The sequence below is a fragment of the Spirosoma terrae genome (assembly GCF_010435915.1).
Classification (GTDB): Bacteria; Bacteroidota; Bacteroidia; order Cytophagales; family Spirosomataceae; genus Spirosoma; species Spirosoma terrae.
This window is the reverse complement of record NZ_JAAFZH010000005.1, coordinates 1-25983: the sequence shown is the minus strand read 5'-3', so window position 1 is coordinate 25983 and position 25983 is coordinate 1. Positions and strand designations below refer to the sequence as shown.

23 protein-coding genes and 1 CRISPR repeat array are annotated in these 25983 nt (G+C 46.9%); of the genes, 14 read left to right on the top strand and 9 right to left on the bottom strand.

Features of this window, described 5'->3' with window-relative positions:
* Nucleotide 1 precedes the first annotated feature (1 nt).
* Nucleotides 2–970 (bottom strand): glycosyltransferase, encoded by a 969-nt coding sequence (locus GK108_RS13175; protein WP_163948704.1) that lies wholly within the window; start codon nucleotides 968–970, stop codon nucleotides 2–4.
* Between the two features lie 329 nt (nucleotides 971–1299).
* On the opposite strand from GK108_RS13175, the gene GK108_RS13170 reads away from it, so the two are divergent.
* The 4 genes from GK108_RS13170 (at nucleotide 1300) to GK108_RS13155 (ending at nucleotide 7566) form a co-directional block, all read left to right on the top strand.
* Nucleotides 1300–4119, top strand: a complete 2820-nt coding sequence (locus GK108_RS13170; protein ID WP_163948671.1) for a M16 family metallopeptidase — start codon at nucleotides 1300–1302, stop codon at nucleotides 4117–4119.
* A 288-nt stretch (nucleotides 4120–4407) separates the two neighbouring features.
* Complete coding sequence (locus tag GK108_RS13165; protein WP_163948667.1) at nucleotides 4408–5814, top strand: leucine-rich repeat domain-containing protein; 1407 nt, start codon at nucleotides 4408–4410, stop codon at nucleotides 5812–5814.
* A 119-nt stretch (nucleotides 5815–5933) separates the two neighbouring features.
* Nucleotides 5934–6854: an EamA family transporter gene (locus GK108_RS13160; protein ID WP_163948665.1), complete on the top strand. Its 921-nt coding sequence runs from the start codon at nucleotides 5934–5936 to the stop codon at nucleotides 6852–6854.
* Nucleotides 6855–6957: 103 nt separating this feature from the next.
* Entirely contained in the window at nucleotides 6958–7566 is a 609-nt protein-coding gene (locus GK108_RS13155) for a DJ-1/PfpI family protein (RefSeq protein WP_163948662.1), read from the top strand.
* Between the two features lie 14 nt (nucleotides 7567–7580).
* Here GK108_RS13155 and GK108_RS13150 read toward each other — a convergent pair whose 3' ends face one another.
* Together GK108_RS13150 and GK108_RS13145 are read right to left on the bottom strand one after the other, a co-directional pair.
* The gene (locus tag GK108_RS13150; RefSeq protein WP_163948659.1) at nucleotides 7581–8363 is read right to left on the bottom strand and encodes an SDR family NAD(P)-dependent oxidoreductase; all 783 of its coding nucleotides are present in this window, start codon (nucleotides 8361–8363) and stop codon (nucleotides 7581–7583) included.
* A gap of 45 nt (nucleotides 8364–8408) precedes the next feature.
* On the bottom strand, nucleotides 8409–10115 hold the full coding sequence (locus GK108_RS13145) for an IlvD/Edd family dehydratase (protein ID WP_163948655.1): 1707 nt from the start codon (nucleotides 10113–10115) through the stop codon (nucleotides 8409–8411).
* 256 nt (nucleotides 10116–10371) lie between these two features.
* On the opposite strand from GK108_RS13145, the gene GK108_RS13140 reads away from it, so the two are divergent.
* From GK108_RS13140 to GK108_RS13120, 5 genes are all read left to right on the top strand, one after another.
* Nucleotides 10372–11217, top strand: a complete 846-nt coding sequence (locus GK108_RS13140) for a lytic transglycosylase domain-containing protein (protein ID WP_317166520.1) — start codon at nucleotides 10372–10374, stop codon at nucleotides 11215–11217.
* 187 nt (nucleotides 11218–11404) lie between these two features.
* Nucleotides 11405–12217 (top strand): MlaE family ABC transporter permease, encoded by an 813-nt coding sequence (locus GK108_RS13135; RefSeq protein ID WP_163948652.1) that lies wholly within the window; start codon nucleotides 11405–11407, stop codon nucleotides 12215–12217.
* A gap of 82 nt (nucleotides 12218–12299) precedes the next feature.
* On the top strand, nucleotides 12300–13034 hold the full coding sequence (locus tag GK108_RS13130) for an ABC transporter ATP-binding protein (RefSeq protein WP_163949663.1): 735 nt from the start codon (nucleotides 12300–12302) through the stop codon (nucleotides 13032–13034).
* A gap of 76 nt (nucleotides 13035–13110) precedes the next feature.
* Nucleotides 13111–14133 (top strand): MlaD family protein, encoded by a 1023-nt coding sequence (locus tag GK108_RS13125; RefSeq protein ID WP_163948649.1) that lies wholly within the window; start codon nucleotides 13111–13113, stop codon nucleotides 14131–14133.
* A 177-nt stretch (nucleotides 14134–14310) separates the two neighbouring features.
* Nucleotides 14311–14670 (top strand): hypothetical protein, encoded by a 360-nt coding sequence (locus GK108_RS13120; protein ID WP_163948646.1) that lies wholly within the window; start codon nucleotides 14311–14313, stop codon nucleotides 14668–14670.
* Between the two features lie 77 nt (nucleotides 14671–14747).
* On the opposite strand, the gene GK108_RS13115 is transcribed toward GK108_RS13120, so the two are convergent.
* Nucleotides 14748–15683, bottom strand: a complete 936-nt coding sequence (locus GK108_RS13115) for an EamA/RhaT family transporter (RefSeq protein ID WP_163948643.1) — start codon at nucleotides 15681–15683, stop codon at nucleotides 14748–14750.
* A gap of 139 nt (nucleotides 15684–15822) precedes the next feature.
* Here GK108_RS13115 and GK108_RS13110 point away from each other — a divergent pair, with 139 nt between their 5' ends.
* Nucleotides 15823–16380, top strand: coding sequence for a DUF4142 domain-containing protein (locus GK108_RS13110; protein ID WP_163948639.1), 558 nt, complete (start codon nucleotides 15823–15825; stop codon nucleotides 16378–16380).
* 88 nt (nucleotides 16381–16468) lie between these two features.
* Nucleotides 16469–17140, top strand: coding sequence for a PorT family protein (locus GK108_RS13105; RefSeq protein WP_163948636.1), 672 nt, complete (start codon nucleotides 16469–16471; stop codon nucleotides 17138–17140).
* A gap of 26 nt (nucleotides 17141–17166) precedes the next feature.
* Here the strand turns inward: GK108_RS13105 and GK108_RS13100 are convergent, their stop codons facing one another.
* Nucleotides 17167–17910, bottom strand: coding sequence for an EcsC family protein (locus tag GK108_RS13100; RefSeq protein ID WP_163948633.1), 744 nt, complete (start codon nucleotides 17908–17910; stop codon nucleotides 17167–17169).
* A gap of 108 nt (nucleotides 17911–18018) precedes the next feature.
* Between GK108_RS13100 and GK108_RS13095 the strand changes: the two genes are divergently transcribed.
* Nucleotides 18019–18741 (top strand): murein L,D-transpeptidase catalytic domain family protein, encoded by a 723-nt coding sequence (locus GK108_RS13095; RefSeq protein WP_163948628.1) that lies wholly within the window; start codon nucleotides 18019–18021, stop codon nucleotides 18739–18741.
* A gap of 67 nt (nucleotides 18742–18808) precedes the next feature.
* On the opposite strand, the gene GK108_RS13090 is transcribed toward GK108_RS13095, so the two are convergent.
* From GK108_RS13090 to GK108_RS13075, 4 genes are all read right to left on the bottom strand, one after another.
* The gene (locus GK108_RS13090; RefSeq protein WP_163948624.1) at nucleotides 18809–19741 is read right to left on the bottom strand and encodes a bestrophin family protein; all 933 of its coding nucleotides are present in this window, start codon (nucleotides 19739–19741) and stop codon (nucleotides 18809–18811) included.
* A gap of 183 nt (nucleotides 19742–19924) precedes the next feature.
* On the bottom strand, nucleotides 19925–21139 hold the full coding sequence (locus GK108_RS13085) for a L,D-transpeptidase family protein (RefSeq protein ID WP_163948620.1): 1215 nt from the start codon (nucleotides 21137–21139) through the stop codon (nucleotides 19925–19927).
* A 135-nt stretch (nucleotides 21140–21274) separates the two neighbouring features.
* Nucleotides 21275–21520 (bottom strand): hypothetical protein, encoded by a 246-nt coding sequence (locus GK108_RS13080; RefSeq protein ID WP_163948617.1) that lies wholly within the window; start codon nucleotides 21518–21520, stop codon nucleotides 21275–21277.
* Between the two features lie 147 nt (nucleotides 21521–21667).
* Complete coding sequence (locus GK108_RS13075) at nucleotides 21668–22264, bottom strand: fasciclin domain-containing protein (protein ID WP_163948614.1); 597 nt, start codon at nucleotides 22262–22264, stop codon at nucleotides 21668–21670.
* Between the two features lie 317 nt (nucleotides 22265–22581).
* Here GK108_RS13075 and GK108_RS13070 point away from each other — a divergent pair, with 317 nt between their 5' ends.
* Nucleotides 22582–23052 (top strand): FKBP-type peptidyl-prolyl cis-trans isomerase, encoded by a 471-nt coding sequence (locus GK108_RS13070; RefSeq protein WP_163948610.1) that lies wholly within the window; start codon nucleotides 22582–22584, stop codon nucleotides 23050–23052.
* Between the two features lie 431 nt (nucleotides 23053–23483).
* Nucleotides 23484–23903 carry a DUF6157 family protein gene (locus tag GK108_RS13065; RefSeq protein ID WP_163948607.1) on the top strand — a complete coding sequence of 140 codons (420 nt, stop codon included), beginning with the start codon at nucleotides 23484–23486 and terminating at the stop codon, nucleotides 23901–23903.
* Nucleotides 23904–23911: 8 nt separating this feature from the next.
* Nucleotides 23912–25980: direct repeats of the CRISPR family, unit length 30 nt; unit sequence ATTTCAATTCCACTACGGTACGATTAGAAG.
* Between the last annotated feature and the right edge of the window lie 3 nt (nucleotides 25981–25983).

Genomic DNA, 25983 nt, shown 5'->3' with positions numbered 1-25983 from the left:
CTTAATAATTATACTTATTTAGAATAGCATTAAGGTATCGATCTAATATAGAATAAATTTTATTAGCTGTATATTTCAATAAAGGTATACATTCAGAAAAAGGATCCAGCTGTTTATATAAACTATTCTTTTCTTCTCGTAAACGGTCTAAAGCTATACTAATTTCTACATGTAAATCCGTGTAAGGTGTAAGCTTTCTTATTCTCCTATTTATGTACCAAACTTTCACCGATACACTTGTATTATTAAATACGCCATAAGGAGACAAGTTGCTGTGTCTCCTTATTTTTAGGCCTGAATTTTGTGATTTATGAAGTCTATAATCTACAAGACACTCATGTAAAATACCTAACTTATTACTACGTGTATAGTCTAATGCTAATAAGTAGTCATGCAAGAAAAAAGGAAGACTCCCTTTTTTAACTTTAACGTTATTTGTTTTAATAAATATTGGTTTATGTGGTTTACGTATTGCTAGAGCGGCCCCCGTTACAACATTATTAAAATAAGTTATAAACCAATTTAATTTCTCTGGCCTTCTACATTCTTCATAAAAAAATACAGTATCCCACAATGTCTGATTTATTATCTGGCCATTTAACATCAGCCTTAAATTATGAAAAACGGCATCCTTATCATCGTTATTTTTAAAAAAATTTATAGTACGTATTACTTTATCTTCATGCCATATATCATCTTGGTCACAAAGAAATATTACATCTTTTGTGCATAGATTAATTGCATGCTCAAAATTTTTAATTATACCAAGTCTGTTCGGGTTAATATATATTTTAATAATATCTGGGTGTTTTACCCTGTAACTTTCAATAATATTAGTGGTATTATCAATAGATCCATCATCGCATATAATGATCTCATCCACACCTTGAGTTTGAGCCAATATACTTTCTAGTTGATGTGCAATATAATTTTGCCCATTGTATGTACACAAGGCAACAGAACTAGTCATTTTTGGCTGTTTAATATACAAATAAATCAAAACACTCAAAAAGCCAAATATAATTCAATACTTACAAATTATATAGTACACATATACTTTTAAATCAGGAAGAAGATGATTTAGCGAAAATGCCCATCCGATAGGCTTAATAGAGCTCTGACCCCTGCTACTATTTCTTTTAGCTATCTACCTAAGCAAACATTTTAGAAGAGGATAATTGCTGCTATTACCATTCATCCTTGCTTTTGTTAAAAATATATAATAACCGTTGCCACAAACGTACATTCTTTGTAACTAGACGGATAGTTAACTTTGTACCCAACTAAACATTACTCCCTATGCGTATAGCTACGCTGAACAAGCGTACCCCCAAGAGCATGTTGACCGCAGCCCTGCTGGTCGGCAGCTTAACGTTATCGTCTGCGCAGGACAAAGCCGCTTCCGCTCTGCCTGCTGGCGTTACCAAAGGAGCTTCTGTGGAAGGCATTACTGAATATCAGCTAAAAAACGGCCTGAAAGTTTTGCTTTTCCCCGACCCTTCTAAACCCACCATTACGGTAAACATTACGTATCTGGTAGGCTCCCGGCATGAAGGTCTGGGCGAAACGGGGATGGCTCACCTGCTGGAACACATGGTGTTCAAAGGATCGACCAAGCACACCAATATTCCGCAGGAATTAACGGCCCACGGCGCCCGGCCCAATGGTACAACCTGGCTCGACCGTACGAACTATTTCGAAACCTTTGCGGCCACCGACGAAAACCTGAAATGGGCGCTGGATCTCGAAAGCGACCGGATGATCAACTCATTCATCAAGAAAAGCGATCTTGAAACAGAGTTCTCGGTGGTACGTAACGAATTCGAAATGCGGGAAAATTCGCCCCAGAACGTACTGAACGAACGGGTAGTATCGTCGGCTTATCTGTGGCACAACTACGGTAAATCGACCATCGGGAACCGGTCCGACCTGGAAAAAGTCCCCATTGAAAACCTGCAGGCTTTTTACAAAAAATACTACCAGCCTGATAATGCCGTACTGGTCGTGGCGGGTAAAATCGATGAGGCCAAAACACTGCAACTCGTCAACGAATACTTTAGCCCAATTCCTAAACCAACCCGTGTTCTTCAGCCAACCTATAGTGTTGAACCTACGCAGGATGGCGAGCGCGAAGTGTCGTTACGACGTGTTGGCGACACTAAAGTTGTGTCGGCGCTGTATCACATCATGCCCAGCTCGCACCCCGATTATCCAACGATGGACGTATTGACGGGTGTTCTGACAGATGAACCCAGTGGCCGCTTGTATAAATCGCTGGTCGAAACGAAGAAGGCTTCACAGCAATACGGCTATTCGTTCATGACCAAAGACCCTGGCTACGTGTACTTTGCGGCCGAACTGCTGAAAGATAAATCCATTGACGAGGCTCGTGCAGCCTTGCTCGGTACGCTGGATTCAGTAGCCATCAAAGCACCTACCAAAGATGAAGTTGAACGGGCTAAGGCGAAGTTGCTGAAAGATGTCGAAATGAGTTTTAAAGACGTTGAACGATTGGGCCGTACGCTGAGCGAATACATTGCGACCGGCGACTGGCGTCTTGGCTTCCTGTACCGCGACGCACTCGAAAAAGTTACGCCAGCCGATGTACAACGCGTAGCGAAGTTCTACTTCAAGCCATCGAACCGCACCGTAGGGATGTTTATTCCCGAACAAACACCCGATCGGGTTGAGGTTCCCGACGCACCCGATATCGATGCTTTAGTGAAAAACTATAAAGGTCGTGCTGCTATTGCGAGTGGCGAAGCGTTTGATCCATCACCGGCAAATATCGATGGACGTACTCGCAGGGTTGAGCAACCCAATACGATCGAATTGGCTTTGCTTCCTAAATCAACTCGGGGCAATGAAGTAAACGCTCGGCTGACGCTACGTTATGGCGATGTAAACAGTCTGAAAAACAAAAGCGCGATTTCGGTCTTTACCGCTTCAATGCTCGACAAAGGCACAACTACGCGTTCTCGCCAGCAAATTAAGGATGAGTTCGATAAACTGAAGGCCCAGGTTAGCGTATTTGGTGGTGGCAATCAGGTTAATGTAAATATCAAAACAACCAAAGAGAACCTGCCTGCCGTTATACGTATCGTCAGCGATATCTTAAAACATCCGGCCTTCGACCCCAACGAATTCGAAAAGCTAAAGCAGGAGCAGCTGGCTCAGATTGAAGCGCAACGCTCTGAACCCCAGTCGCTGGCGTTCACGGCTTTTCAGCGCCAGATGAGCCCTTATCCGAAAGACGATATTCGCTACACATCGACTCCCGACGAAGACGTGGCCGACGTTAAAGCGATGAAACTCGACGATCTAAAACAGTTTCATAAAGATTTCTATGGTGCTCAGAATTCAACACTCGCCGTAGTTGGCGACTTTGATGAGGCCCCAGTTCGGAAAATTATTATGGACGAGTTGGGCACCTGGAAAGCCAAAAAGCCATTCAGTCGGTTGGTTACTCCGTTCAATGATGTAAAACCAACACCCCAGAAACTGGAGGCTCCTGATAAGGCCAATGCTTTTCTGGTTGCCGGTGTAAACATTCCGCTACGTGACGACGATCCCGATTACCCAGCGCTCGTTATGGGCAACTATATGCTCGGAGGAGGTTTCCTGAACTCGCGTTTGGCCGTACGTATCCGTCAGAAAGAAGGTATTAGCTACGGTGTCGGTTCTCAGGTTCAGGCGAACCCACTCGACAAAACAGGGGTGTTTATGACGTATGCCATTTACAACCCTGAAAATGCGGAGCGTTTAACGAAAGCCTTCCTGGAAGAAATGGAAAAAGTGGTGAAAGATGGTTTCACCGCCGAGGAGCTGGCAGCCGCTAAATCAGGTTATCTGCAATCGCGGATGGTTGGCCGGGCGCAGGACCCAAGTCTGACGAGTACGCTCAACAACTATCTTTACCTGAACCGGACCATGGCCTGGGATGCTGATTTCGAAAAGAAAATCAACAGCCTGACAGCCGAGCAAATCAATGCCGCCATGAAAAAGCATATCGACCCCGCTAAAATCTCCATCATTCAGGCCGGTGACTTTGTGAAAGCAGCCAAGAAACTCTCCGACAAACAGCCTGCGTCGTCGGTGAGTGGCGGTCAGAAAAACTAAACCAGGATTTAGCTGATTTTTGGATTAAGGGGGTTTTGTTATTAAAGCTGTTTAAACTTTCTATTATTAAGCTATAATCAGTGTGTTTTTGTCATCCCGACGCAGGAGGGATCTTCGGTAGCGCCCGTGTACAAGCCATTTACCGAAGATCCCTCCTGCGTCGGGATGACAAAAATGCTTCTTTGAAGCGACAAAAAGATCTCTTTAATCCAAAAATCAGCTAAATCCTGGTTTTTTTTATGGAATTTAACTATAAATATAGTCATACACCTATAACCATCGTTGCACATGAAAAAGCTAGCTATTTTTTTACTATCAGGCTTAGTAGCGCTATCGGCTAAAGCGCAGGTAAAGGTGATCTTGTTACGAGATACAACGGCTTATGGCGTCAGTCCCGCAGCGCTCGATAAGCAGCACCCTTCGTTAACTACCTTATTTCAGTCAAAACCGAAAGTTGCTCAGGAAGCTATATATGCTGCCCATAAGCAATTCGAAACCTATATCAAGAACCGAAAGGACATTCCAAAGAAGGGCTTTTATATAGCTCTACACGAATACTATCAACCAGATGGCAAAGCACAATGGGTATTCATTCAGCCCGACCGTCCGCTCGCTGATTCGGTACAAACCCGCATGCTTTCTGTACTAAAGGATTTTTACTCGACAACATCACACCCGGCCCTTGGCAACGTTCCGTTCAGAGTCATGCAATTCATGGGATACGGGCAAACCGTAGCTGGCCCCCGTACCGTCCGGCGAGGTTCCGGCATAATCAGTACGGTAGAAGCGGCTCAGAAAACAACTCGACCTGACACGGTAAAAATGCTGGCTTTTAATCAGTTGGATCTAACCAACGTACCGGAAGTCGTCTACCAGTTTCCTAATCTGGAAGAACTGGACTTGTCAAAAAATAATCTGCATGAACTCCCCGCTCGCCTGACCGCCGACATACCCACTCTCAAGCGACTTAGTGTGCTTTACAATGCTATTCCTAACGACAGTGTTTTCATTACTCGTAATAAACATCTTATATCACTGAATTTACAGGGCAACAAACTAACGCAAATTCCGGCATCGGTACGTCTGAATCGGCGGCTCGAAAGCTTGTGGATGGGCAACAACAAAGTAGCGAAATTAACCAGCAACCAGTTTCGGGGACTTCGCCGGCTGACCGATCTGAACCTGTACAATGCAGGCCTAACTCAGTTACCAAAGGGTGTTGGTCGAATGAAACGGCTGACGGTATTGGATTTGTACTACAACAAATTCACCGAACTACCGAAGCAGTTGAGCCGGTTGAAGAAACTAGAACAACTGGCCATTGCCCATAACGACCTGAAAGAAATAAACAAATCGCTGGCGAAACTACGTCGGCTTCAGGTCTTATATGCCCATCATAACCGTATCAGCCAACTCCCTGCGGAATTACAACAACTGAAGAACCTTCGAACGCTTGATCTGGGCTATAACTGGTTTTCAACGGCTCCCGCAGTATTGAGCGCCCTCCCTAACCTGGAAGAACTTGATCTGAATAACAACAATTTACAGGAATTTCCGACTGTGTTATTATCGATACGTAGTTTGAAGAAGGTGTATCTGGGTAGTAATCCACTCTGGGGACGCGAGGGATTACAAAGCCCGTATGCCGCTCATATTAAACAGCTTGAAGCGAACAACACGCAGGTCACCTACTGACCAAATAAAATTTTGCTTAGAATCTTCATAATCTATCTTAGAAAGGCAGAAAAAACTGGCAAACAACGGAGAAAAATAGAACATATTGGTGTTAAGTCGGCATTAGTACCTCTATTGCCATGCAAGCTATTTCCTCTCCTGTTGCCAATGGCCCTGGTCGCGTCGCACTTTGGGCAAATTTAGTTTCGGTCTATATTCTGTGGGGTTCTACGTACCTGTTCATTCATTTTATGACGGAACAGATGCCTCCGCTCTACATGGTGTCGATGCGCTACATGGTGTCAGGAACGATTCTCTATACCTACGCACGTCTTACCGGAACGCCCCGCGCCACTAAGATCGAATGGCAATCGGCGGGAATGATTGGCGTAATTCTGCTGGCTATCTCCAATGGCTGCCTATCGCTGGGGCTTCAGTATATTCCGAGTGGCATAGCGGCTTTGCTTGGTGGTTTACTGCCTGTTTTTCTGCTTACACTTAACTGGGTCTCGTTTGGGCGGCAACGCCCCAGCAACCTGGCGCTGGCCGGATTGGTGGTTGGTATAGTTGGCATCTATTTTCTGATCAAGCCGGATAAGTTGCAGGGCACGGGCGATACGCATGGCTATCTGGTTGGGGCCAGTCTGGTGGCTTTCGGCAATTTTGCCTGGGCTATCGGTACGTTGCTTTCCCCTCGGGTGTCGTTACCATCGGGCGCTATATCCAGTGGCATACAGATGATTGTGGGTGGCCTTGTTCTGCTACCGATCAGTCTGGTGATGGAGCCCGTTACGTTATTCAGCATTTTTGATGCACCGGCTAAAGCGATCGGCTCCATGTTCTACCTGGTCATTTTTGGCAGCATCATTGGTTTTTCTTCATACGCCTGGCTGGCACGTAAGGCTCCTCCACAATTGCTCTCTACCTACGCATTCGTCAACCCGGTGGTAGCTATGTTATTGGGCACATTTTTCGCTGGCGAAGTTTTTTCCAGTCAATCGTTAATCGGTGCCGGGATCGCCCTTATTGGCGTCATCCTGATTACGTTGGGCAGAAAATAAAAGTGAATTTTCCATGAATCCTACATACGCCATGTCTTGGAGACATGGCGTATGTAGGATTCATGATTTATGAAATTAATCTGTCTAATAACGTAGCCCACCCATGCGAACAGTCGCTATATTGCTTTTTAACGAAATTGAAGTACTGGATTTTGCGGGTCCTTTTGAGGTTTTTGGCGTTGCCGGAAAAGTATCCGGCAATCCGCATTTTCAGGTCTTTACCGTTGCAGAACGAGGTCCTGTTTACGCACGAAACGGGTTATGTATTACCCCGACATATCTGCTCAATGACCATCCGAAAGCTGATATTATCGTCATTCCTGGTGGAGGGGGCTATCATACCGATGGCACACCCTTCGGATCGCGACGGGAGGTAAACAACGAACCGTTGCTTGCCTGGATTCGTCGGTCGGCCGAAACGGCGGAGCTGGTGCTATCGGTTTGTACCGGTGCCTTGTTATTGGCGAAGGCAGGCTTGCTCGACTCGCTATCAGCCACGACGCATTATATGGCCATCGACAGTCTGTCGCAACTGGCGCCCAACACGACGGTTCTCCCCACTGAACGCTACGTCGATAATGGCAAAATCATTACGTCGGCGGGCATATCAGCCGGTATTGATATGTCGCTTTACACCGTCGGCAAGCTTCTGGGCAAAGCGGTAGCTGATGAAACAGCCCGATATATGCAGTATGACTACTGGACGTTGTAACGCTCTACGGATAATTACCCGACCGGTGGCGGACTGACACTAGTCCATCCTCCGTCTACAACCAGGCTCTGGCCGGTAATATGCCGGGATGCGGGTGCAATCAGGAATAAAGCGGCATTGGTTATATCATCGACGGTGGCGGGCCTCCCCATCGGCGTAATCCGCGACCAGATCGGTACGTAAGACGGATCGTCCAGCGTGCGCTCCGTTTGTGTGGCGCCCGGCGCAACGGCATTAACTGTAATTCCCAAAGGGGAAAAATCAATAACCAGTTGTTTCGCCAGCATTTCAAGACCGGCTTTGGTCATGCTATAGACAGGTAATCCTGGGTGAGCCTGATGCCCAACCACCGACGACATAAACAACACACTTCCGCCCCGGCCCTGCTCACGCATTTGTTTGGCTACCGTCTGCGCCAGGAAAAAGCTCCCCCGAAGATTCAGATTCACAATTTTCTGAAAAGCCTCGGGCGTTGTGGTAAAAATATCGCCGAAGATGGTGATACCCGCGTTGGCAATGGCTATATCGACCGAACCAAACGTATCGACGGCCGTTTTGACCATGTTGTCAATAAACGTAACGTCAGACGCATCGCCTGCGCAGGCGATGCAGGTTCCTGCCTGCTCAGTTTCACGATCCTGACGAATGGCTTCCACGGCTTGCAGAGTCAACGTATCATCAAAGTCATTAAGTACTACGTTGGCTCCCTGCCGAACTAATGTCCGAGCGATGGCAAATCCGATTCCCTGCCCTGCCCCGGTAATAAGTACTGTCTGGTTATGAAATGGTAAAGTCATGGATACTTTTGAGGTAGCGGCCGAATCTGATTCGGCCGCTGACGATTAATGCGAATCGCGTTTTACTTCACTACCTGAAGCTCCCCGCAAAAAGTCAAAGTCGGCACCTTCGTGCGCCTGGGTAACGTGACGAATGTATAGATTGACGTAGCCACGATCGTAGCCCAAATCAAGCGGTTTAAAATGAACCAAACGACCGGCTAATTCTTCATCCGATACGTGCAGATGCAGGCTCCGATTCTCGACATCAAGCGTAATGAGATCACCATTTTGCACCAGGGCCAGGTTTCCACCAACGGCCGCTTCGGGCGATACGTGCAGCACAACCGTTCCAAACCCTGTACCGCTCATACGGCCATCCGAGATACGTACCATATCATGAACCCCCTGCGCCAGAACTTTGGCCGGCAACTGCATATTACCCACTTCTGGCATACCCGGATAGCCCTTAGGGCCGACATTCTTCATAACAAGCACACACGTTGGGTCAACATCCAGCTCAGGATCATCGATACGCGCTTTGTAGTCGTCGATGTTTTCAAAAACAACGGCCCGGCCTGTATGCTTCATCAGAGCCGGTGTGGCGGCCGATGGTTTCAGAACCGCTCCATTCGGGCAGAGATTCCCTCGTAAGACAGCGATTCCCGATTCGGGTTTGAAGGGTTTTTCTACCGTGGCAATAACCGTAGGGTCATAACACTGTGCTTCGGCGCAATTCTCACCTAAGGTCCGTCCATTAACGGTTAACGTATCATTATGGATATACTCACGAAGCTCCCGGATAACAGCGGGCAATCCGCCAGCATAAAATAAATCCTCAACAAAATGTTCGCCAGAGGGCTGAAGATTCGTCAGTAATGGAATTTTTGCCGACAACGTATCGAAATCATCCAGCGACAGATCAACCCCAACGCGCCCGGCAATAGCGGTCAGGTGTAGAATGAAGTTCGTTGAACCACCTAAGGCCGCATTCACCATAATGGCGTTTTCGAAAGCCTGCCGGGTCAGAATTTTAGATGGTGTAATGCCTTCCCGCGCCAGTTCAACAGCCCGTATACCAGTCAGGTGGGCTAGTACTTTCCGACGAGAGTCAGCTGCCGGGATGGTGGCATTGTCAGGTAACGCCAGCCCCAGCGATTCAACCATAGCGGCCATGGTGGAGGCCGTTCCCATCACAGCACAGTGCCCCTGCGAACGGGCCATACTGGCTTCGGCAGCAACAAATTCGCTCTGGCTCATCTCGCCCATCTTGTAGGCTTCGGCAAATCGCCAGAGGTCGCTGGTTCCGATCTTTCGTCCCTGAAAACGACCCGCCAACATTGGTCCTCCCGACACCACCAGGGTAGGTAGGTCGACGCTGCAGGCCCCCATCACGAGCGAAGGCGTTGTTTTATCGCAGCCACACATCAGAATGACGGCATCGAGCGAATTTCCCCGAATACTTTCCTCAACGTCCATGCTCGCCAGATTCCGAAACAGCATAGCTGTCGGTTTAATCTGACATTCGCCCAGCGACATCACCGGAAATTCCAGCGGGAAACCACCAGCTTCCCACACCCCCCGCTTGATGGCCTCCGCCAGTTCGCGAAAATGAGCATTACAGGGCGTCAGCTCCGACCAGGTATTACAGATACCGATAACGGGTTTTCCTTCAAACTCATGGTGTGGGAATCCCTGGTTTTTCATCCAGGCACGATAAATAAAGCCGTCTTTGCCGGTGCGGCCAAACCAATCTTGGGAACGTAATGGCATTTTTGTATAAACAGATGGCAGATGCCGGTTAATTACTGGTCAAATAGTAAAAAAAGAACCGAAATCGAATAATCTACCAACAATTTTAATGTTTATCGCCTGCATTATTTTAAGGTCGTGATTATCAGGACACTTCGCTGCCCATACGGTTAAAATTATAGAACAGAAAACACCAAACCTATATAAAATATTGATTATCAATAAACTATTTAAAGTGCTAAGACCGTTATAAACCCAGTACCATCCTGATTAAGTTTTGTTCAAGCAAGTTGGATTTTCTTTATTGATGGCCGTAATACGTCCGGCCATCACGGTCGCTGCGAAGTTTACCGCCCATCCAATTCCCAATCTGAATCCATCAAAAATTAGCGCTGTTACGCAATCAGACGCCACTCGATCAAACGAAATAAGATCCCTGGCCACCAATACCTTGATGGAAACTTCGCTTACGAAGGCTGAACTCCCTCTCCTCGATGTCAATTTCTGCGGAGAATGCTTACCTCTCGATCAAGACGATGTCGTTGATCGCTGGAAGCATGTGTTTACGCTGTTCAAAAGCCACGCCACCGATATGGGCAATCTCCGGCAAAAGGCCGATACGTTTTTCCCAATCATCGACCCCATTTTGGAAAAGTATGACATCCCAAAAGATTTTCGCTACGTCCCGCTGGCCGAAAGCGGGCTGCGAGCCAAAGCCGTTTCCCGCGCGGGTGCTGCTGGTTACTGGCAACTGATGCCGGGAACAGCCCGTGCGCTGGGATTACGCGTCGGTGGACGTAACGACGAGCGATTTAACGTGCATAAAGCCACGGATGCCGCCTGTCGGTATTTGCGTAAGCTGTACGACCAGCTAGGTTCCTGGTCGTTAGTGGCTGCGGCTTATAACGCCGGACCAGGGTTGATGAAGAATCAGCTAAAACGGTCGGCCCACCGCGATTACTACCGGATGCAGCTTCCCCGCGAAACTCGTTATTATCTGTATCGGGTATTATTGTATAAAGAAGTGATGTCCCGGCCCGATGATTATTCATCGTTCCTGTCGCCAGCGCCCCAAACGGCTTATCTACCACTCTGGCAAACCCAGTTACGGCAGGCAGCATAGCGCTTCTACTGATTACGTCAACCAGTAGCCAGACGAAAACTCGTCTGGCTACTGGCTTTTTACGGCTATTTAGGCAACTTTTCCAACTGTATTCGACTTAGCAAGTAAGACTTTAGATCAAATTAAAACTCCTGTAGCCTATTTCGGTTATAAGGATAATTCGATCAGTAATACGGTCCGCGCTTGAATGCAGTCAGACACTACTCCTACCAATCAGTCGTCCAGTAAACCCGTTGTTACCCGACGGCTCGACAAGTTTTTTACCAATCTGGCCGACGTATCGGCTTTTGTTGCCCGCTTCTTTCGGGAAGCGGTCCTACCTCCCTATGAGTTTAAGGAAATAATACGTCAGTGTTACGAGGTTGGCTACCGTTCGCTGTTGCTGATTTCAACCACTGGTTTTATTACGGGGGTCGTGTTTACCAACCAGTCCAGACCATCGCTATCCGAGTTTGGTGCTACGTCCTGGCTACCTTCCCTGATTGCCATTGCTGTTGTGCGCGCTCTGGGGCCTCTCGTAACAGCGCTAATTGCATCGGGGAAAGTCGGCTCCAGCATTGGCGCTGAATTGGGGTCTATGAACGTAACGGAACAAATCGATGCCATGGAAGTATCGGGCACCAACCCGTTTAAGTTCCTGGTGGTGAGTCGGGTTCTGGCTACGTCCGTAACCATTCCAGTCCTAACGATGTACACGATTTTTTTGGCTTTGCTTGGGGCTTATCTGAATGTCAACCAGAATGAGCAAACCAGCTTTACGTCATTTTTTCAGGAAGTTTTCGGTGCCATTACGTATACCGACATTTTTGCCTCTCTGACAAAATCAGTCGTATTTGGTTTTACGATAGGCATGGTTGGCTGTTACAAAGGCTATCATTCATCGAAAGGTACAGAAGGCGTCGGCAAAGCTGCGAATTCATCCGTTGTGACAGCCATGTTTTTAGTATTTATTGAAGAGCTGCTTTCCTTGCAGATCATAAGTGCCATTCGGGGAAACTAACCATTTACTATCCTTGGCAACCTCCAACACACATAAAAACAACCCATCGCCCGACCGGCAATCAGCCTCCGAAACTGAGCCTATTATCAGTATTCATGGCTTAAAAAAATCGTTTGGAGACCTCCACGTACTACGTGGTATTGACCTGGACGTTAATCGGGGCGAAAACGTAGTGGTACTGGGGCGCTCTGGTACGGGCAAATCGGTATTGATTAAAATTATTGTTGGCCTGCTCAAGCCCGATACGGGTAGGGTTATGGTACTGGGTCAGGATGTTGAACAATTACGGGGTCAGGAACTGGACGAGTTCAGGCAGAAAGTTGGCTTTTCGTTTCAGAGCAGTGCGCTGTACGACAGTATGAGCATTCGCGAAAATCTCGAATTTCCGCTCATCCGAAACGTACGGAATCTGACCCAGGGCGAAATTGACCGGGCCGTTGAAGAAGCGCTGGACGACGTTGGTCTGTCGCAGACCATCAACCAGATGCCCTCCGAGTTATCGGGTGGTCAGCGCAAGCGGATCGGCATTGCCCGTACGCTGATGCTGAAGCCAGAAATTATGCTGTACGACGAACCGACGGCTGGTCTCGACCCCATTACGAGTATCGAAATCAATAACCTGATCAACGAAGTGAAAGAACGATTCAAGGCTACGTCGATCATTATTACGCACGATCTGACCTGCGCTAAAACCACCGGCGATAGAATAGCTATGCTTCTGGATGGTCGTTTTGAACGAGTGGGTACATTCGAGGAAGTATTTGCCGACTCCGACGAGCGCGTTCAGCAGTTTTATAATTACAACTTTATCAATTAAAACAGTATTCGTCCTTAGTGGTTGGAGAGTAATAAACGCCACTAACTCTTACGTTGCGAAGCACTACACACTATATATGAGCACAGAATCTAATAAACGCGCCGTTATCGTTGGCATTTTTGTCCTGCTCGGTATCGTCATCTTCATTGCAGGGGTGTTTGTGCTGGGCGGTCAGCAAAAACGCTTCACTAAAAGTATACAACTTGTTGCTGTTTTCAAGGATGTATCTGGTTTGAAAGCCGGTAATAACGTCTGGTTTTCGGGCGTAAAAGTCGGCACGGTTAAGCGCGTCAGTATTTACAGCAACGCACAGGTTGAGGTCGATATGAACGTTGAGCAGAGTTCGCAGCAATACATTCGCAAAGACGCCGTGGCGAGTATTGGTTCCGACGGTTTGATCGGGAATAAAATCGTCGTGATTTCGGGGGGAACCAACAGTCATCCAGAAGTAGAAGATGGCGATAAACTCCAAACCCAGGCTGCGCTTAGCTCCGATCAGATTATGGAAACTCTACAGGAAAACAACAATAATCTTCTGCGGGTAACCAACGATTTTAAAGAGTTAGTTGGTAATCTTAAGCGTGGCAAGGGAACTGTCGGAGCCGTATTGACCGATTCGATTGTTGCCGGAAACTTCAAACGCGCGATGCAAAATCTGGAACGGGCATCCGATAATACGGCCAAGATCACAAACTCCGTTTCTTTGTTTGCGTCTAAACTCAACACGCGCGGTACGTTGGCGAACGAACTGGTGGCCGATACGAGCGTATTTCGTCGGCTGAGTCGTTCAGCTACTAAGCTCGAGAGTGCAGCCAGCTCCGCCGATCAGGCTGTTTCTAATTTAAAACGGGCTTCTACCAACCTAAATCAGGCGTCAGAAAAGCTGAATAATACGAATAGTCCGCTTGGTGTGCTGCTTACGGACCAGGAGGCTGCTACCAACCTGCGCGCTACGTTACGCAATCTGAATCAGGGCACTGTGCTACTGAACGAAGACCTGAAAGCGGCTCAAAGTAATTTCCTGTTACGTGGTTTCTTCAAGAAAAAAGCCAAAGAAGACGCCAAACGTAAAGCCGATAGCACAGCGGCAAAACCGTAAAGCGATACGTAGTATAGTCGATCAACGATGTAACAAAACTGCCTGTAGCCATATACTACCACCCATTTACGTGCGTTGTATCTATGCACGGACTATCTACCCTTGCTACGAGTTACGTATATAGCAGACGGCAACTTTTAGCAGGGGTAGTGTCTTTTTCAAGACCGCTTACTTCTCATGCTACGTTATCTGCTAGCCCTGATTCTTGTCTTCTGCGGTTCTTTTTACAGGGTTAGCGCGCAGACAAAACGGGATACGCTCTTTCCGACGTATCGGCAGATTAAGCCGACCCAAAACGAGATTATCGATTACCGTCCAAACGCTGATACGTATAGCCGGAGTCGGAGAATAAACATTTTCGATTATCCAGCCGGTACTGTTACGTATTACTTAAACGAACAGCCAACTTCCGACATCAATTACGTGAAGCAGGTATTGGCCAATAAAAGTGTATCGGTCGAAACCATATCGATAAGCCCGCCCGATAATCGAGGAAAGCGACAGATCAGGATCACTTATACGGTAGAAGGCCAATAACCGAAGAACTGACGGCAATCTGCTATGTTCGTTTGAACCATCTGCGGACGTAACAGTCTTACAAGCTCGGCCTACGATCAGAGTAGCAGCTCCTGCCAGGATATTAGCGCAATAGCCAGTACGGCCAATACCAAACCTATTCGGTTGGCCGTAGACAGCTTTTCCCGAAAAAACAGCGCAGCCAGCAAAGCCGCCACCAGAATTACCCCAATATTGTAGAGCGGATACACAAAGGCCCCATTACCCCCGAACTGCGACAAGGCTAGCAGTAAGGTGTAAAAACTCAGGAAGTTAGGTACACCCAACGTTACGGCACCAATCAGGTTTCGTACAACAATTTTTTCCTGACCCCGAATCAGGCGAACGCCTAACATAATCGTTCCCGCTACGATAGCCCCCATTATCATGGTCAACATAACGACAACCGTATTACCCGACGATGCGATATAATGGATATTCATGTAGTTGATGATCGTATTGGTAGCTCCATATAACAGAAATACCGCAACAGGTAGCAGCAACGTAGCACCCGATAGCCTGGCTTTGTGCGGATACGTAGCCGTTGATCCATCCGGGTCGGATGTCGGCGCTGGCTCTTTTTTATAGGTACTCAGGCCCACCGCTACCACCGCCAACACTAACCCCAGATAATTGAAACTATCAAATGTTTTGCCACCTGTCTGGAACACAAACAAACTGAAACAGACCGGAATAACCAGCGATAAATTATTGGCCAGCGACGTAGCCGTAATGCCGATACGTTGCGTTGAAAGCCCCGACAAGAGGAATGTCAGGATAAAACCAACGCCTAATCCGAGCGCAAGCCAGGTCCAGGTTTGCGATAAATCAATGGAAACCGATTGCCCCTCAGGCAGCAATAGATAGCCCGTCAGGAAACAAACAAAATAGTTAAAAACAATGGCCTGAAACGTATTGATTTCGTAGCGAGGAAACAGCCGAAAGTTTAACAGCAATACGACGGAAAGTAAAATACTGAGGAATAAAAAGAGCATATAAATCAGCTGGCAATCAAACAGATAAAGAAATTACAAATGGCTGTCAAATTAACTCATCGGCCCTGGATCAAACAATACGTGCCAATTCGTGTTTTATGTAAAGTTCTATATATCAACGTTATAAAAAATAAACATCATGAAAAAGACCATTCTTCTGGCCCTGTTCGTAGCGAGCGGCCTTACTATGCAATCGTGTGGTAGCAGCGAAAACAAAGACAGTACAGAACGTGCCGAACAGGCTAACGAGGAGTTAAAAACCTCTGACGACGACGATGCTGAATTTGCCGTAAAAGCAGCGAGCGGAGGCATGATGGAGGTTGAACTAGGCCGTATGGCTCAAGAAAAATCGCAGAACCAGGCCGTAAAAGACTTCGGGGCCATGATGGTTAAAGATCACTCGAAAGCGAATGAAGAACTGAAAGCCCTGGCGGCCAGCAAAAATATAATTCTACCAGCTACTCTGGGCGAAGATCATCAGAAACATGTTGATGAACTGGCCAAACTGTCGGGTAAAGAGTTCGATAAAAAATATGTCAGCATGATGGTCGATGACCATAAGGAAGATGTTGATGATTTCAAAGAGGCCGCCATTGGCGCTAAAGACCCTGAAATAAAGGCCTTTGCCGAAAAAACGGTTCCTACGTTACAGGAGCATCTGACTAAAATAACAGCTATCAACGACGCCATGAAATAGTCGTTAATTAGCTCAGAAAAAGGGCGCAGACTTGGAGTCTGCGCCCTTTTTTAGTTTAATTCACTGAAAAACCACGTCAAATTCCCCTATGACCAAACGATCGGCTACGTTATTTCTGCTCATTTCGCTCACTACGTTATCTGTTTTTGGTCAGGACAAGCTGTCCGTTTCAGCAACCATTACGCCCCTGTACACCAATACGAATTACACGAGTCATTATCTATTTCCAGACAGCGATGGGCAGGTGGTTGAGCCTGTTTTATTAGCGGGGAATAAAGGATCGCTGGGTTATCTGGCGGGCATAACCGCTTACTACAATTACGCGTCCCAATGGTCGATTGCAACCGGGCTCTGGTTCCGTTATCAGGCCATTCGAACCGAGCGCCTGGCTTTGGCGGGCGAAGGAGCATCCAGCGTACGTTATCGATCCATTCGACTTCCTATTCTTTTCAATTACCGATCATCAGAGCATACGCTCTCGCCGTTTTATTCCTTTGGCCCCCTGATCGATATTCCACTCAGCGCCCGCATTGTGGCTTCCCGCGCCGGAGAATCGACGCAACAGCTACGGCTGGATTCAGAGTCGGGACCGGTATTCAATTTTATGCTGGGTGCCGGCGGTATTTATCAGGTAAATTCACAAATTGCCTTGACGGGTCAACCAACCGTTACGTATCGGCTGGGGCGGCTGGGCGGTGCCCGCACCAACTTCCGCACATTCGAGCTTGGTTTGCAGATGCAGGCTATTTATACCTTCTGACGCACCAGGCTACGATCACTGGCTAATTAACCTTGATTTAGCTTTGCCTTATTTTCTTCCAGCCAACGCATTCGATACGCATTCATGGCCGTACGACCAAGCTGACTGATCAACTGATAATTAGCCACAATGCCCACAGCCGCCCCAATACCCGGAACAAGCTGGGCCATCTTCGCCAGATCAATATAATCGCGGTACTCCTGCTGAAACGTAAGCCAATCGAACTGATTGATATCGTCGGGGAGCTGACGACTGTGCTCTTCCCAGTTCACAATGTGCTGATATACCACTTGTCGACGCTCCTGGCTCGAAAATGCCAACTGAAAAATATACAGGATATAGACCCGCTCTTTGTAGTCAGCCACCGAATGGCCATACAGAGCCGCAATCTCAAAAAGCATTTTCATCTTTAGCCCTAACAGAAGCGGAAAATCGGCCAGACCAAGCCATATACCACCCGCCCCCGTTACCCCTCCTTCTGCCGCACCCGCTTTTCGATAAAAATCGATTCGGGAAATCACCGTCGACTCACGTTGCGGCAGTGTAAGACCCGGTTCGGGCAGCCGGGTTAAAAATTCGGCACCAAATAAAACCGCTCGGGTCATCTGCTTGATGGTGGCGGTTATCAGTTTATGAATACGTTGGGGAATGATCCGATTTATCCGCTTTTGCAGCGACGTAGACAGCTTTCCGAACCTCGACGGCGGTTTCTGCATGGCTTGTTGCCAGCGAACCACTTCCGCCCGAACGGATTCTTCGTAGGAGTTCATACTTACGGTTAAAAGCAAAAAGATAGCCTTTCAGCGAATTAAAACGAGCTGATTCAGGTTTTATTAGTACATTTCCTCATAAAACCCATACAATATACACTTGTGCTTATGAAGAAAGTCGTTTGGCTTCTGGTTGTTTTTGGATTAGCTTATCTGGCAACCACCGGATTCAAATCTACTCGTAAAGTCGTAGCCGCTTCGCCTGTTGTAGAGCCTGTTCCTGCCAAGAAAACATTTTCGCGGCTTGATGTATATGATCAACTCAATCTGGCCCATTCTGGTTTGCAGAAAAACGTTTTTGAGTACGCTTTGCGTGGGTGGCAAAAGACGGATACAACTAAATCAATCATATCGATTGTTGATTTGAGCCAGCCGTCCAACAAAAAACGGTTATATATTGTCGATCTGGTCAACAAAAAGCTGTTGTTTAATACGTATGTATCGCACGGGCAGAACTCAGGCGATCTGATGGCCACGCAATTTTCAAACACGAACTCATCCTTTCAGAGTAGTCTGGGATTTTATCAGACGCTCAACACGTATATGGGCAAACACGGCCTTTCGCTGCAATTGAAAGGACTCGAAAAAGGATTTAACGACAATGTCTACAACCGGAACATCGTTTTGCACGGGGCCGATTATGTCTGTGAAGATTTTATTCGCAAAAACGGTCGGTTAGGTCGTAGTCAGGGATGCCCGGCCGTACCGTATGCCGACTCCAAAAACATCATCGAATTGGTAAAAGGTGGCACGTGCCTGTTTGTGTATGCCCCTAATGATAACTACCTCAAAAATTCAGCGTACCTGACGAATGCAATAGCCTCGTTATAGGTCAATTCTCATCAACAATGCTACGTCGAAACAGCCAGAACCTGTCCGACGTAGCATTTTCATTTCCTCACAGAATATACTCCCCATTAACAGCTTCTACGGGAGCCGGTACCTGTGGATTCTTAAGCGTTTCCAGCGTATTGATTTCAATAGTACGTACAATCGCGTTCAACGAAATACTGGCTGGATTTCCATCGAAGGGATTCATCAGGCTCAGCCCATTGATATGCGTTACGTGAAAAACAAACCCGACTAACCACCCCAGAGCGATCGACCAGGCTCCAGCTTCATCAGCAATGACCATAGTCAATAACGTAATAAGCATCCAGATGAAGACCCTCGTAAAATAGATGTAGGTTACGGGGAAAACCGTTGTCTTAATCCGTTCGCATTTACCCATCCCATCGCTGAATCGAACGATCAGGTCATTGAGCGCCAGAAAGGCGTAACCATCGACCTGATTCCGTTCCCGCAGCAACTGCAAGTCCTGATTCTGCAAATCCAGCAAGGCCGACGGTATATTCGTGAAACGGGCAACCGTTTTCTGATCGGCCTCTTCCAGATACGTTTTGTAGTCTTCTTCGCCAGAACCACGCAGCGATCGTTTCAGCGCGTACAGAAAACTCAGATGCCGTTTAATCATCCGATACGGAATCGCCTGGGCTTCGTCAAAACGGTCGCTGAATAGTTTAGAGTCCGTTTGCGCTCCCAACGAGTAAAACAATACGCTGCGGGTCCAGGATCGGGAATCATTCACAATTCCCCCCCAAATGGTGCGGGCTTCCCACCAGCGATCGTAAGCCTGATTATTGTTAAAGCCCACAAAAAAAGCGATGGCTGTGCCCATAAGCGTTGGAATGGCGGCCGGGATATGAACATATTCTTTCAGAACATGAACCTCAACCCAGTAGGCCACGATGCATAAGGCAATCATAATCAGATCGACCTTCCAGGTGATCAGAATCATGCGGGCAAATTTCAAATTAGGATTAAGTAGCATACGACTACGTAGTAGAAAAATTACTCTTGATGCTTCCCAAACAAAATCGCCTGATAATCAGCAGCGTGAAGTATTCTTGACTCAGATTAAACAGCGCCAGAACACGACTCCGCTGATGGCCAGACGATTCAAACCAAGGTAGTAATTGGCAAACAGGTCATTTTGTTTGCCTTCTGCCCTTTTTTATTTTGCTACTTCATACACATCCTTGTAGAAACGAAGTCGGCCGGCCGCGTCCACATCGGCCACATTGTAGGTAATAAACACTGGAAATGGTTTAGGAATCGATAACGTCTGCGGTTTCTGATCAATTAAGCAGCGGTTCATAAAACCAGCGTCGAACGTTTCCTTCCCGAGCACAAAGTTGGCCAGCTCAACGGGCTTCTGAACGCGAACACAGCCATGACTACGCCAGCGGTCGTTGGTGACCGTAAACAGATCCCGTCCGTTCGTGTCGTGCAGATAAATAGCCAGCGGATTCTCGAGATCGAACTTGATTAGTCCCAGCGAATTCTCACAACCCGAAGCCTGCCGAATCCGGTACGGGAAGTTCGTTTCCGATAATTCGTTCCAGTCTACATCTTCCGGATCAACGACCTTGTTACGACTATCCAGCACCTCCAGGTTCTGGTTGTACAGAAATGCCACGTCTTTCTGAATCTTCGGCAGCATTTCTTTCGTGGCAATACTCTTGGGTACGTTCCAGTAGGGATAGGCCACAATATCTTTGATGTACGTAGTCATACAGGGAGTCCGCTTGTCTTTCTTTCCCGCAATCACCCTCATGGCGGGGAGCATATGCCGGCCGGTTTTATCCAGTACGTTCAATTCCCCCGCCGGAATATTCACCAGCACAAACCGATCTGGCTCGAACCGGTTGATATACCGATAAAAATTTAGCGTCTGCCGAACCAGACGTAACGAATCGGCAATGGCCGGGTTGTTTTTAGATTGATTACGGAGCCGGTTGTAATGCCCAACCAGCTGTTTATACGGCATAAACGACGTATTGCTCAGCAAAGACGGTGTAAACGACGTATCGGCTTTGGCAACCCAGGCCGAATCCAGCTTTTCGTCCAGCCCATCAAACACCATCATAGATGGTTTCTTACCGTAGCGGGCTTCCATCAAAAGCTGGTGTGTCTTGCTGGTGATTTCGTCGAACGTAGCCGACGTAGCGACGGTAAAACGGCTCGTATCGATACCAACCGAATCGGCGTATCGACATACCTGATGCAGCGTTTGTTTTGCCTGCGCTACCATGCGCTTCTGTTGTGCCTGCTCGGTGCTGGCAGCCTGCTTGTTCTGTTGCCAGTTACTGATTTCCCGACCAACAAAGAATAGAACGACTAATGCGACCACAACGGCGGCACCAATCCATAGTTTACGTTTTTCCATTTTCACGTTGAGTGTAGCTTCATATAAAACAACTAATTAGCCCCTAAGGTTAGCCGATCCGGCATTTATTCCCCTAAAAACGCAAAAACACCCTTACCGATTCGATAAGGGCGCTTGCTAATCAGTGCCAGACTGCTAACTATATGGCGGTTTGTCAATATCGGGTTTGGGATTAGGATTCCGGTTTGGATGCATCATACGTACATTATCGCCCGGTTCGTCTCCATCCATATACTCGTCTTCAAGTGCGTCGGGAGCCAGTTCTTCCGGGTCGATTTCACTACCGGGGCCGCTCGTTCCTTCAACCGACTGATCGCCCAGTCCTGCGGGCGAAATGGCCTGCTTTGCCCGAATGATGTCTTCTTTTTCTTCGTTTTCCATAACGTTCTCCTTCCGAGTTAGCTAATTACTTAAACTCTGTTGTCTTAACATTAACCCGTACGGATACGTAATGTTTCCGACTGCTATATATAACAATACCGCCAACTGAGGATACGGCTGGCGGTATTGTTGCAAACCAATTAACACTTACTTCGTACTGACGGCAGGCATCAAAACGGTATCTATAGAATGAACAATGCCATTGGTTGTTTCCACATCGGCTGCGTTCACGGTGGCCGTATTTCCGGCTCCATCGGTAATGGTGACAGCGTCGCCCTGCTTACCTACGGTTAATATTCCGCCCGTAACGGTTTTGAGCTTTTGCCCATCCTGAAGCTGGTCGGAGGTAAGTTTACCTTTCACAACGTGATAGGCCAGTAACTTAACCAGTTTTTGCTTAGCGGCTGGTTTCATCAGTTCATCGACCGTTCCAGCGGGCAATTTATCGAAGGCCTCGTTGGTAGGTGCAAAAACGGTATAAGGCCCTTTGCTACTCGCCTGTTCGGTTAGACCCGATACACGTAACGCCCGAAACAAAACAGTATGATCGGCCGATTTTGCCGCGCTAATCGTTAAATCCTTTCCAGTTGACACGCCCGATTTCAACGCACTTCCGGGCATACCCATCGTGCTGGCGGTTGAGGGTTGCGTTGCCGAATTCTGGCCCTGAGCCATGGTTGCAGCATCTACTCCTACGAAAAGGGCGACTGCCAGTGCCCAGCCGAAAAACGATTTTGAATTCATAGTCGAGTTTTTATGGTAGATAATAAATCGACTTATTCTATGGAATAAGCCCCAATGTCACACACACCGGTTTCAACCTAACGGTAGAGGAGCGAAAAATATTTCGTAAACGGTAGTTTATGGATCTAAAACTACGGATTGGCCGCCCGACTGGCTTACCGAAGCAGTATTAAGAACTAAAAAACAGGTGCTCGATAGCTCGATAAACTTACCAACGTGTCTGTAATTGTTTTCCAACAATTAATTATTTTCAGGGAATAAACCCAACTTTGCATGTCGATTGTTTCTTACTAAAACCAATCGATACAGTTTATCATATGCAAATCTCGAAACACAAAGTAGCGGCTATTCATTATACCCTGCGCGATGATGCGGGCACTATTCTAGATTCCAGCGAAGGCCGCGATCCCCTCTACTACCTGCACGGCAAAGGCAATCTGATTCCAGGTATGGAAGATGGGCTCGAAGGAAAAGTAAAAGGTGATAAGGCTAAAATAGATGTCGCCCCCGAAAAAGGCTACGGTGTACGCAATCCAGAACTTATTCAGGAAGTGCCCAAGCAGGCTTTTGGTGGACAGCCGGTAGAGGTAGGAATGCAGTTCCAGACCAACCAGGGCGAGTTGATTACTGTAACCAACGTTGGCCCTGATACAGTAACGGTTGACGGCAATCATCCACTTGCCGACCAAAACCTCCACTTCGACGTTGAAGTGGTAGAGGTTCGGGAAGCTACCGCAGAGGAATTAGCACACGGGCACGTTCACGGCCCCGGTGGTCATCATCATTAATTGGACTGGTTTATGGTTTGGGGTTTATGGTTTTCAGTGCAATAGCCTGAACCACAAACCTTAAACTATAAACCATTTTATAAGTAACTACTTAGAGAAAACACCCTTTGCAATCAAGTAAGGAATAATTAGCCAAAGCAGGCCTTTAATCAGAAAAAACAAAAAGCCCAGCCAACCTACGCGCTTGAGCCATATCTTGAAACGCTCATTCATGGCTGTTTTTTCGGCAAAGATAGGCACTGCTCCTGGAGCAGTTACTATTACAGAGCATGATTATACGATAAAATAGCCTATCGCTTATTCCCACTCGCTCCTATTTTGTGGATCTCTGTATTAACCTCTTTTAGTCACTACTGACATAGGGTTGTCGCAGGTCGTGGTTTTCTTTGTTGCAGAAATGGTTTTGACAGTCCTGCTAACGATCAACCGCTATGAAACTCCATACGACGAATTACATCAACACATTCATTGAAGTAGCCGACGATAGCCCGGCCCTTCAGGGAGAAGCACCTCCGCAAAAAGACGAGAAACGCTCGGTAGCCAGCTTACAATTTGAGCTTATCCGTAAGAATCCATACGTGTACACATCCGACGACGTTCTGTTCGACATATACGCTGAAAAGCATGAACTGATCGATAGCGAACGGGAGGAAGCCCGACAAACCTTTTTTTCAAAAGGGCAGCCCTGTCTACGCTCCTCCCCTCTACCGAAGCGATATGGCTGGGGGATTCATTATGATGCTGAAGGGAAAATGGCGATTTATGCGCTTGAGTCCAAGGAATATAAGGCATTGGCAGCTGACAGTTCGTTACATCACCTTAAAGCCATGCGATCAAAACGAGCCTTGTAGCTATTAAAATTCCAATTCCACTACGGTACGATTAGAAGCCCGGTTGTAGCGCGACCAGAAGCCAGCCGCCATCAGATTTCAATTCCACTACGGTACGATTAGAAGGAAAACGTAGGCGATGCCCAGGAGGTGATCAGCTTTGATTTCAATTCCACTACGGTACGATTAGAAGTCAGCCGCCCCTGGTTTTCCCGGTAGGCTTTCCCGTATTTCAATTCCACTACGGTACGATTAGAAGCCAGACCATCTGGTCTACTCGTTACGACGCGAACCATTTCAATTCCACTACGGTACGATTAGAAGGTTGCGGCTGCCATAATCTTCATGGCACCAGGCAGAATTTCAATTCCACTACGGTACGATTAGAAGCCCCCTGGTCCTGGTCCATGTTGGGCCGGGTAATATATTTCAATTCCACTACGGTACGATTAGAAGTCAGGTTGCTATAGCGTCTGAGTTTTGGATTCCTGTATTTCAATTCCACTACGGTACGATTAGAAGTTCCTCAAAATCAGAAACCAGCGAATCAATATCATATTTCAATTCCACTACGGTACGATTAGAAGTGTGCTGGTTCGCTAAATTCGAGCCTGTTTAGCGTATTTCAATTCCACTACGGTACGATTAGAAGTATTGTATTTTTGGTACTGTAGATTAAGGATTGTTATTTCAATTCCACTACGGTACGATTAGAAGAATTCATGATCAAGTAATTGCCAATGACTCAGTTACATTTCAATTCCACTACGGTACGATTAGAAGGACAACTTTGGCTTGTTTCAGGCCCGAATCCCTTTATTCCAATTCCACTACGGTACGATTAGAAGACTACTGATCGGCAGTTTACCAAACTTATCAAATTGATTTCAATTCCACTACGGTACGATTAGAAGGGGGCCAGCGTGACCGTACCCGCGCCGGTATTGCCATTTCAATTCCACTACGGTACGATTAGAAGTGCACCATGCCCATTTGCTCCCAGCCCTTAATGACATTTCAATTCCACTACGGTACGATTAGAAGACGCCCGTCCGTGAGATAAAACTTGTCTTCAAAATTATTTCAATTCCACTACGGTACGATTAGAAGTGGTACAACCGAATGGAGCTACTGGTCGAGGCCAAAATTTCAATTCCACTACGGTACGATTAGAAGTGAAGGGTCTGAAACGTGGATCGAACCGCCCTCAGAATTTCAATTCCACTACGGTACGATTAGAAGAGTTTACCCGCACCACAATGCCCAGCGCCGACTCATATTTCAATTCCACTACGGTACGATTAGAAGACACCTCCTGGCGGATCGGCGGTATCCGTCACAAATTTCAATTCCACTACGGTACGATTAGAAGACTAGTTTACCTATCCCTCCGGGCGGGTTTATTCCTATTTCAATTCCACTACGGTACGATTAGAAGCCCTATTCTCCTGTTAGGCCCCAGTCCTGTTACTAATTTCAATTCCACTACGGTACGATTAGAAGGGCAGTTGATTAGCCCATCGCCTGGTCTAGTCATCAATTTCAATTCCACTACGGTACGATTAGAAGCCGATGAAAAACCGTATAGGTTTCACCTTCGACAAAATTTCAATTCCACTACGGTACGATTAGAAGCTCTGCTTATACGGCATCCGATAAATTTACTATATCATTTCAATTCCACTACGGTACGATTAGAAGTGCAACTCCTGATTCTGCTGTTCCAGCGCATCCAGAATTTCAATTCCACTACGGTACGATTAGAAGGGTTTGTCGTAGACGATACCGGTACACTAATTAGAAATTTCAATTCCACTACGGTACGATTAGAAGTTCCTCCGGCGCTATGTATTATAGTATTATGAATTTATTTCAATTCCACTACGGTACGATTAGAAGTATTACCCCTATAGAACTGTTTGGGCAAGTTATCAAAATTTCAATTCCACTACGGTACGATTAGAAGAAATTGAAAAGGAGCGTAATGATGCTGAACGTAAAGATTTCAATTCCACTACGGTACGATTAGAAGCGTGGTTAAAGTTTTGCATTTGAATGGTCAAGTTTTATTTCAATTCCACTACGGTACGATTAGAAGTTC